This is a genomic window from Caecibacteroides pullorum (assembly GCF_019239235.1).
GTDB lineage: Bacteria > Bacteroidota > Bacteroidia > Bacteroidales > Bacteroidaceae > Bacteroides > Bacteroides pullorum.
On the sequence record NZ_JAAZTS010000012.1, the window covers coordinates 104725 to 112990 of the forward strand.

The 8266-nt window shown below is 54.4% G+C and carries 10 protein-coding genes and 1 pseudogene; 5 read left to right on the forward strand and 6 right to left on the reverse strand.

Features of this window, described 5'->3' with window-relative positions:
• Positions 1–3 precede the first annotated feature (3 nt).
• Positions 4–693, forward strand: a complete 690-nt coding sequence (locus HF894_RS09700; protein ID WP_204971931.1) for a tyrosine-protein phosphatase — start codon at positions 4–6, stop codon at positions 691–693.
• 20 nt (positions 694–713) lie between these two features.
• Here the strand turns inward: HF894_RS09700 and HF894_RS09705 are convergent, their stop codons facing one another.
• The 6 genes from HF894_RS09705 to HF894_RS09730 form a co-directional block, all read right to left on the reverse strand.
• A complete protein-coding gene (locus HF894_RS09705; RefSeq protein WP_204971933.1) occupies positions 714–1226 on the reverse strand; it encodes an N-acetylmuramoyl-L-alanine amidase in 513 nt (170 codons plus the stop codon).
• A gap of 13 nt (positions 1227–1239) precedes the next feature.
• Entirely contained in the window at positions 1240–1350 is a 111-nt protein-coding gene (locus HF894_RS09710) for a smalltalk protein (RefSeq protein ID WP_204971935.1), read from the reverse strand.
• Between the two features lie 42 nt (positions 1351–1392).
• Entirely contained in the window at positions 1393–1905 is a 513-nt protein-coding gene (locus HF894_RS09715; RefSeq protein ID WP_204971937.1) for an HU family DNA-binding protein, read from the reverse strand.
• Between the two features lie 101 nt (positions 1906–2006).
• Positions 2007–2219, reverse strand: coding sequence for a DUF4248 domain-containing protein (locus tag HF894_RS09720; protein WP_317196545.1), 213 nt, complete (start codon positions 2217–2219; stop codon positions 2007–2009).
• A gap of 144 nt (positions 2220–2363) precedes the next feature.
• Positions 2364–4205 carry a DUF3987 domain-containing protein gene (locus HF894_RS09725; RefSeq protein ID WP_204971939.1) on the reverse strand — a complete coding sequence of 614 codons (1842 nt, stop codon included), beginning with the start codon at positions 4203–4205 and terminating at the stop codon, positions 2364–2366.
• 55 nt (positions 4206–4260) lie between these two features.
• Positions 4261–4839, reverse strand: coding sequence for a BT4734/BF3469 family protein (locus HF894_RS09730; protein WP_204971941.1), 579 nt, complete (start codon positions 4837–4839; stop codon positions 4261–4263).
• A gap of 150 nt (positions 4840–4989) precedes the next feature.
• Between HF894_RS09730 and HF894_RS09735 the strand changes: the two genes are divergently transcribed.
• From HF894_RS09735 to HF894_RS09750, 4 genes and pseudogenes are all read left to right on the forward strand, one after another.
• Positions 4990–5448, forward strand: a complete 459-nt coding sequence (locus HF894_RS09735) for a hypothetical protein (protein ID WP_204971943.1) — start codon at positions 4990–4992, stop codon at positions 5446–5448.
• Positions 5449–5709: 261 nt separating this feature from the next.
• Positions 5710–6360, forward strand: a complete 651-nt coding sequence (locus HF894_RS09740; RefSeq protein WP_204971945.1) for a hypothetical protein — start codon at positions 5710–5712, stop codon at positions 6358–6360.
• Between the two features lie 178 nt (positions 6361–6538).
• Positions 6539–7516: a ComEC/Rec2 family competence protein gene (locus tag HF894_RS09745; RefSeq protein WP_204971947.1), complete on the forward strand. Its 978-nt coding sequence runs from the start codon at positions 6539–6541 to the stop codon at positions 7514–7516.
• 74 nt (positions 7517–7590) lie between these two features.
• A pseudogene (locus tag HF894_RS09750) lies at positions 7591–7928 on the forward strand (3-hydroxyacyl-CoA dehydrogenase NAD-binding domain-containing protein); the annotation flags it as partial.
• Between the last annotated feature and the right edge of the window lie 338 nt (positions 7929–8266).

Genomic DNA, 8266 nt, shown 5'->3' on the forward strand with positions numbered 1-8266 from the left:
GGAATGAACTGGACATTCTGGAAACGGTCTAAACGCACCCTGGCCACGAGCGGCCTGCTCCGGGATCTCACCGACTGCCACTCCCACCTGCTGCCCGGCGTCGACGACGGCGTGCGCAGCCTGGACGAGTCGCTGCAGATCCTGGCCGACATGGAGTCGGCCGGCATCCGGAAGGTGTGGCTCACGCCCCACGTCATGGAGGACATGCCCAACACCACCGAACGGCTGCGGGAACGGTTCGCCCGGCTGCAGGACGCCTATACGGGTCCGGTCCGGCTGGCCCTGGCAGCCGAATACATGCTGGACAACCTGTTCGCCGCCCGGCTGGAGGCTGACGACGTGCTCCCCCTGATCGAGGAGCGCACCTACCTGCTGGTCGAGACGTCCTGCTTCAATCCGCCCATGGGGTTCCACGCCCTGCTCGAGCGCATCCGCTCGCGCGGCTACGTCCCCCTGTTGGCCCATCCCGAACGCTACCGCTACCTGAGCCTGGCCGACTGCCGGGCCCTGAAAGACAGCGGCACCGCCCTGCAGGTCAACCTGCCTTCGCTGACAGGCGCTTACGGCCCCGAGGCACAAAAAAAAGCGGAGGCGCTGTTGAAGTCAGGTCTGGCCGACCTGACTGGCAACGACACCCACCGCCTCAGCGCTTTCCGCCAGGCCCTGCAGGCCCCGGTCCATTGGAGAAGTTAAAGAAAACAAGAAAAGTTCGTTCACTCGCCAAATACAGTCGCCGCGTCCAGGCACGGACAAGCCTTGGGCAGCGTCCCCGGCAGGTCGCGGTGCCCGCAGATACGGGCCTGCGGAAAGAGGTGCTTCAGCTTGCCGAAGAGCGCCCTCAGCTGCTCCGTCTGCTGCGGCGTACGCGTGTCCGCCGGCCGGCCTTCCCCGTCCAGCCCACCTTCGTAGCAGATGCCGATGGAGCAGCGGTTGTAGGGACGGCAGTGAGCCCCCACCTCGAGCAGGCCGCGAAACTGGGTCAGCGTCCCGTCGCGCCGCACGTAGAAGTGATAGCCCCCGGTGCGGAAGCCACGCCGGCGATGGTCTTTCACCAGCTGTTCGGCGGTGTAGTCCCGGTCGGCCCGGGTAGCCGAACAGTGCAGAATCAAGTAGCGGACCGACTCGGCCGAAGCCATCAGTGGTCCGTCCTCGATACGAGCCAGGAGGCCGTACTCATTGCGCACGTCCTCCCCGCCTACTGTCATCGGATAATGTTCTACGATCATCGTCCTCCGCGTTTTAAAGGTTGCTGCAGCTGCTGATGCCCAGGGCTGTCAGGGCCGCAATGGCTGCCTGGATGATGGCATGTACGATGGATTGCCAGGTGATTTTCTTGTTGGTTGTTTCCATAAGCAAAAGATTTTAATTTTAGTTTTTACAAATTATCAATTCTTACAGCGGGCTGCCGCCTTCCTCTTCACCTCCGCCGGTTCCGTCAGGATCGGTGGTCTCTTCACCTTCTTCCACTTCGCCGGGATCGGTAGAAGTGACTTGCTTGATGACGTTTCCGTCTTTGTCGTAGCAGGTGATGTTGATGGACGTGTTCTTCAGCTCGTCCTTGATGTCGGTGTTGGGCGTGAAGATCACCTTTCGGGTCTTGATCAGGCTGGTGCTGACGTCTTCGACGTTTTCCACCGCCGTGGCCTGCACCCCGAAACGCATGGTACCCAGCCCCGGCACCGCGACCGAATGACCTTCCGTAGCCCAGGCGCGGATCACGTCGCCGATGGCTTCCCAGGCCGCGTTGATACTGCCCCGTGAGATACCCGAGCGGATAGCTGCTTCGCTCACCACCTTGTCTTCCTTGAGCGTACTGTAGATTTCGGCCGACATGACGAACCGATACTGCCCCTTCGAGGGGCCCACCGCCAGTTTGGTCTGGCGGGCTTTGACTTTGATTGCCATACTAAATGAATGATTAAGGGTTAACGTTGATTGGTTGATTTACCCTGCAAAGATACGTTCCGCCGGAACGGTCCTTATGGGTTCCGATGGGTTCCGCCGGTTTACGGTTCGCCCAGATGGGCCACGATGAGCGCCACCTGGCGCACGGTCAGCCACTTCTGCGACCGGCTGTAACCGGCCGCTTCCAGCTCGGCCATCAAGGGCCTGCAGCCATGCACCCAGCGCATCAGCCGGTTGGTGGCTACCGCCTGCGACGATTCGGGGAAATACAGTCCCGCCAGGCGGCTTTTGGAGAGGGAAATGATTCGAAACACGATGATAATTGATAATTGAGAATTGAGAATTGAAAATTGAGAATGAGGGTAGCAGGTTTACTCCCTGTTTTTTCCCTGACTGGAAAAAAACTTTTTCCTGACTGGAGAAAATAAACTTGCCAACTTGCAAACTTGCGGGCCTCTTCACCCACGCCCACGGGTACGCACGTGCGAGCAGAAAGCATACGCCCCACGCCCCGTCTTCTGCAACAGTCCGCGGTCGGTAAACCGCTTCAGCAGCGAGTCCAGTGTATTGGGAGAAATCTCCCGCCGCACGGCTTCCTCGAGCGCTTCCTGACGGGTGAACTGCCGGGGCAGGTAGTCGAACAGGATTTCGGGCCCTGCCGCCGGAGCCGGACGCACATCGGCCGCAGGCAAAAACGACAAGACATGACACGCATGACGATACAACGGATCGGCCAGCGCCAGCACGGCCTCGAAGTCGGCCGCGCCGACAGTCAGCAGCAGCCGGGACACCACCCCGTCGGCCACGTTCTCGCGGGGTACGTCGTCGCAGGGCCTCAGGCCCGGACAGCCCAGCAGGCGTCGCGTCAGGTCGCCGGCCCCCAGGGCGGACAGATCTTCCGCCTCCTCGCCCGCGGAGAGCAGCGGATCCAGGGCCCGCAACAGCGCCACGAGGCTCATCAGGCGACAAAGGTTGATGGCAATACGCGCCACGGAGCTTTTCATCGTGTCGCCGTGGGCCATACCCGCCTGGCTGAAGAGCCGTGCCAGCCGCTCGTTGAAGCGCCGGCGCTGCGCCTCGTCCAGCTCGAAACAGATGCTGCCCACCGCGCCGCGCACCGCCCGGAGCACCCGTTCCCACTGCCGGCCCCAGTCGGCAAAACGCCGGTCGTAGTCGGCGCCGTCGGTGTCGAACTGATCCACCCATTCGCAGATGGGCGGCATGTTGTAGAACACCTGTCGGGAGAACAGTCCGTTCTCAGCCGAGGGAATGAGCGGCTGCACCTGGGCGGGTGTCCCGCTGAGCAGCACGCTGAGCAGCGACATCCGGCACTCGCGGTACTCGTGATTGGTACGCCGGTTGAAGGCCAGCCTTTCGTGGTCGAAACAGTTGCGCAGCGTGTCGCTCCAGTGCCCGTAGTCGGCACCGATAGACGAGCTGACCGTGTCGGCCTCCGCCTCGCAGATCAGCCCCACCCCGTCGGCATCAATCAGGTTTTCGACGACGCCCGTTCCCGAGTTGTTGCCCGGAATGATGAACAGCTTCAGAGCCGGTTTCTGCGGTTCGTCCGTCTTACCCTTCTCCTTGCCCAGGCATTCCCACTGCGCATGTTCGCGCCGGTAGGCCTCCATCGCCTGTCGGTAGGCGGTCAGGCAGGTGTCGTGCACGGGTTCGGCCAGCCTTCTGGTCCAGGCCACCACGCCTTTTCCCGAGGCCGGCGGCGCAATGACAAAGGTCTGCAGGCACGGATATTTCAGTTTCCGTCCGTAGGGAATACAGAGCAGCTTGTTGACGGTCGCCCCGATCACGGTGAGTCCTCCCAGCAGCAGGACGTCGCGCTGGGCAGCCGTGTCGCCACAGTCCACCATCTGCCGGAGGAATCCCGGCCACTCATAGTCGGGGAAGCAGGGCAGGCTGTCCGCCTCCCCCGTTGTCGCCGTCTCCGCCCCGCTGCCTTCTGCGCACGCGCGTGGGTGTGTGCGAGGCGCCTCGGAAGCTTGCAAGTTTGCAAGTTTCGGGTCCGGCTTCACGCCGGCCAGCTCGGCCAGGTGCCAGACCGTTCCCAGCGAATTCTGCCGTCGCCCGTCTTTCAGCGCCCGGTCATAGAGGCGGTCCGCCTCCGTCGGCCGGTACTTGTCGGACAGCCGGCACAGCCGGTGAAAATAGCTCCGGCCCTCCTCGCCGCAACTGTTGGCCACGGCAAAAGCCAGCGGCATATACTCCTGGTAGGTGGGTGCGATGTTCGCTCCCGCTTTTTCCACAGCGTCTACCAGCCGCTGCAATGATTCGATGGAATCCATGGTTAATTGAGAATTGAAAATTGAAAATTGAGAATTGAGAATTAATAATTAGGGGCTATCCTTGCTGCCCTTCCGGCTGGCGGATCCGGGCATCCGCGTCATGGGCCAGCAGGCATGCCCGACACAGGTCCTTGTTCGCCTGGTCCGGCTGGAGCCCATACGTCAGCTCCAGGTAGTCCCAGGCAGCACGCATGGCCCGTCCGAACGCTTCGGCGAGGACATCGTCCGAAGCCAGCCGATACGACAGAAAGAGCTTTACCCCGGTACCACTGGGACTGACGAACGCCAGATCGGGCCGCAGCAGCGGGTCATCCGCCAGCCGGTCGCGCCACGCGGCAGCCTCGGCAGGCGAAGCCAGGTGGTCGATGTCCACCACAAACAGCCCCGAAGGAACGAGCACACACGATTCTTTACAATACGAGAAGACGCCCGCCGGGGTCACGTAAGGCAGCAACGCCACCTTCCGTCGCCGGTATTCCGTCCGGTCGCCGGCCACGGAGCGAACCTCGGCCGTCAGTTTTCGCAAGTGGGCATCGCCCGTGATATAAGCATGCAGGCTACGCACGCTACAGACTCCCGCAGGCACCTTGTTGTGGATGGGAGCCTTGAAAAAAGAAAAGACAGTGTCAATCATACGAACAAACGATTAAAGGTTAACGGTTGATGATTAATTTGACGTAAAGTTACAGTAAAATATCTTTCCATCCAAGCATTCCGACGGGCATTGAAAAACGGTTGAATGCCGGTGGAATAACGATTGAAAAACAACCAGACACAGCGCCCTATGCATACAATAGAAACCTTCCAGAACGAGAGTGAAGACGGCAAGACCGTCCACAACACCTTCAACGTCTACGGCGGCAGCGTCATCTTTGCCGCCACCGCTCCGCACGTCACCCAGCACATCTACGGCAACCACATCAGCACCCTCCCCACCGTCACTCCGGAGGAAGCCGAAGAAGTGTCCAGGCTGACGAAAGAAGAGTTGAAGCTCTTCCGTTACATCCCCAACGTCGCCTCCCTGCACGAGTTCATCGCTCAGATCGAGCTGTGCGACTCGGCCCACGACGTCGCCCTGCTGGCCTGGCGTCGGCTGGACAACGTCTTCATTACCCGGGAGAACATCGTGACGGCCGAGTTCATCGAGAGCCTGCATCCCTTCATCAGGCAGATTAAGACGGGCACGTCGACGGACAACTTGCGTTGCCATATCAATAAGTTTATGGTGGAGAAGAAGGCGTAAAGCCTCCCTGTATTAGCCGTTAGCATATATTATCACACGCTTTGCTCCCTCTGTTTACGGAAATTTCTCACAAAAAACAGAGGAAAAATTAGGCAAAACCGACAAAATCATCTATTTTTGTAAACCTGTTATTTCCAGTCTAAAATAAAAAGAACATCCATGTGCAAAAAGAAAGTATATACAGATACAATCAGCCAGTTTGCAGAAGATTTGAATATCCGAATTGTATATTCAAGTTTGCCTGATTTTAAGGATCAGTATATGACCCAAATCCGAGAAAACAACAAAGGGTGTTCTTTCCGTGAACGTATTATCACGCAAGAGGAAGCTCAAATCATAAACGTAGACGACATCTCCGTAGAATTGGATATCACCATCGAAGACATTATCAGCAAAAAAGTTTATGTGATAAATGACTTTGCCGACTTTACCGACTATGAGGCGACGTTGTATATCGGTGCTTATTTCACTGCTCTCATTTTCCGCCTTAAAGGGCAGAGATTCCAAGATAAACATATCGAAGGAATGGCATCATTACTTGATATGTCTGCTTTCACTCCGCTGCTGAATATCACCTCTTACACCTGCCGGATGCTTCATGCTGTAGCTGTTTCTGAGGAAGACCTGTGGTCTGTGTTGGATGCAGAAGCTTTCCCCAATACGGGAACCAATGCCATCAACAGACAATCGTCGGAGACATACCAAGACGGCGGCTTTGACATTGATTTAAACCGGGATTTACGAAAAGTTACGGATGAAACGGACAAAGAAGAATATGTTTCACACATTATGACCATGGTATATCTTCCAGTTCCTCAGGACGGGAAACACACTCCTAAATGTCTGGAGCGTGCAATACGTGCCGCCGAAGAAGAAACGACCTTATGTTTTTCAGAACAACTATACAAATAATGAAAATATCCACAAAACCTCTATCAGCCAAACGTGCTTCTACTGTAAACGTAAAATATGTGCGCACGATGAATCCTTCCGTTACGGGGGTTACACGCAGTGTCCGTGTTACTGTTTCTGCGCATAAATCGGCAAACGGAACGCGGGGTTTCCGCAAATAAGCCAAGTTTTTCCAGTCATGAACAGCTGTCACCAAAGGTTTCCCATTGAAGATTTCCGTAAGTTAAGATTCAGGATTTTCACCATCGGCTATGTTTCGGAAGGCGAATCGGTGCTGGGTGTGATTGACGACGGTGACCGGCATCTTTATTCATTCGTGATTGACTCGTACCAGATTGGCGACGAGAACGATAGCGCGTTCAACGGAACGCTTGAGAAGATCAGGGAATTGGGGATTTCATCGATTGACGCTTTCATCTGGACACACCCGGACACCGACCATTCCGTAGGAATACAGAAATTATTGTCCGAAGCCGACAGCGAGGCCCGCGCGAAGATTTTTCTCCCCGCTATGCTCAGCAAGGAACTGGATATGACTGACGAAGCACGGGCAGGTATGGACTATCTGTTTGAACATTATAACAAGGGCAAAAAATATAACATGAGCATGGTCGTAAAAAACCCGTCGGTGACTCATTGCGACCATAAACTGACCTTTGAAGAACGCCGAAGCGGGCGGAAGATTACCGCAGAATTCTATTTCCTGGCTCCTTGTGGTGCAAGGCTTTTACGAAATACCTGCGCCAACCAGTGTTTTGGTCTCAACCGGTTGTCTATCATGTTTGCTCTAAGAATCAACTATTTCGATTATCTGTTCTGTGGTGATCTGATGGGAGACGATGTACAGTTCCTAGACAAGGATTTTCTTAAAAACGTTTCATTCGTCAAAATTCCTCATCACGGTTCTTCGCATACCCGCCAGTTGCCCCAATTGATGAAAATGCAAAAAGTCGCTGACTCAATAGCTACGACAACCACTTTTTCCAAGTGTAATTTACCGGAAGAGGAAATTATCCGTATATATCAATCGCTCTGTGGAAATGTATATTCAACCTCTGAAGGCTCCCATAAATACGGTTGCATTGAAACAGACTTCAATATCCGAGACTTATCCTGCAATGTGATATTGAGCGGAAACGCCAAAGCGTATGTATGAAAACACGAACATGAAAGTGCCTTAATAAAAAAGGCATAGAAATATTGATACGAAAATAAATAATCAACGAACTTATGAGAACCTATAAGATTGCCGTAGCCGGTACCGGTTATGTAGGACTTTCTATTGCCACCCTGTTGAGCCAGCGCCATCAGGTGACGGCAGTAGATGTCATACCTGAGAAAGTAGATTTGATCAATCAGCGCAAATCCCCCATCCAGGACGAATACATCAAGAAATATTTGGCTGAAAAAGAGCTGAACCAGACAGCCACACTAGATGGCGAAAAAGCCTACAGTGATGCCGACTTTGTGGTGATCGCAGCTCCTCCAACTACGCCATGGTAAAGTGTGTCAATCCATGTGCTATTATAGTCATCAGGAGTATCATCCCCCGTAGGCTATATATAAAAAAATAGGTGCTAGTTCTGTTGCTTGTAAATCTATTCCTAACAATTGCGTTGTCGCAAGAAATCCTGTTAAAATCATTAGACGTAATAGTGAGAGATGTGATGAAAAGTTGCAAATTATATCGGTTTATTTTAAAGCCTAAGTTCTTTACGCATGAAAGAAATTAGAATTTTAAAATTTTATGGGATACTTTTGGTCGTGTTGGGGCATGTTGTATTTACATATTCACCAACATTAGTGTCCCGTTAAAATGGGACGAGTTAAACAATTAATCAAAAAGCCCCGGAATCAGGGGATCATTTAGATCTTTGACATCATTGAAATTAGTCTTGTCGAACAG

Coding starts and splice junctions, on each gene's coding strand:
- HF894_RS09700 (WP_204971931.1), top strand. CDS start 4: ATGAACTGGACATTCTGGAAACGGTCTAAACGCACCCTGGCCACGAGC.
- HF894_RS09705 (WP_204971933.1), bottom strand. CDS start 1,226: ATGATCGTAGAACATTATCCGATGACAGTAGGCGGGGAGGACGTGCGC.
- HF894_RS09710 (WP_204971935.1), bottom strand. CDS start 1,350: ATGGAAACAACCAACAAGAAAATCACCTGGCAATCCATCGTACATGCC.
- HF894_RS09715 (WP_204971937.1), bottom strand. CDS start 1,905: ATGGCAATCAAAGTCAAAGCCCGCCAGACCAAACTGGCGGTGGGCCCC.
- HF894_RS09725 (WP_204971939.1), bottom strand. CDS start 4,205: ATGGATTCCATCGAATCATTGCAGCGGCTGGTAGACGCTGTGGAAAAA.
- HF894_RS09730 (WP_204971941.1), bottom strand. CDS start 4,839: ATGATTGACACTGTCTTTTCTTTTTTCAAGGCTCCCATCCACAACAAG.
- HF894_RS09735 (WP_204971943.1), top strand. CDS start 4,990: ATGCATACAATAGAAACCTTCCAGAACGAGAGTGAAGACGGCAAGACC.
- HF894_RS09740 (WP_204971945.1), top strand. CDS start 5,710: ATGACCCAAATCCGAGAAAACAACAAAGGGTGTTCTTTCCGTGAACGT.
- HF894_RS09745 (WP_204971947.1), top strand. CDS start 6,539: ATGAACAGCTGTCACCAAAGGTTTCCCATTGAAGATTTCCGTAAGTTA.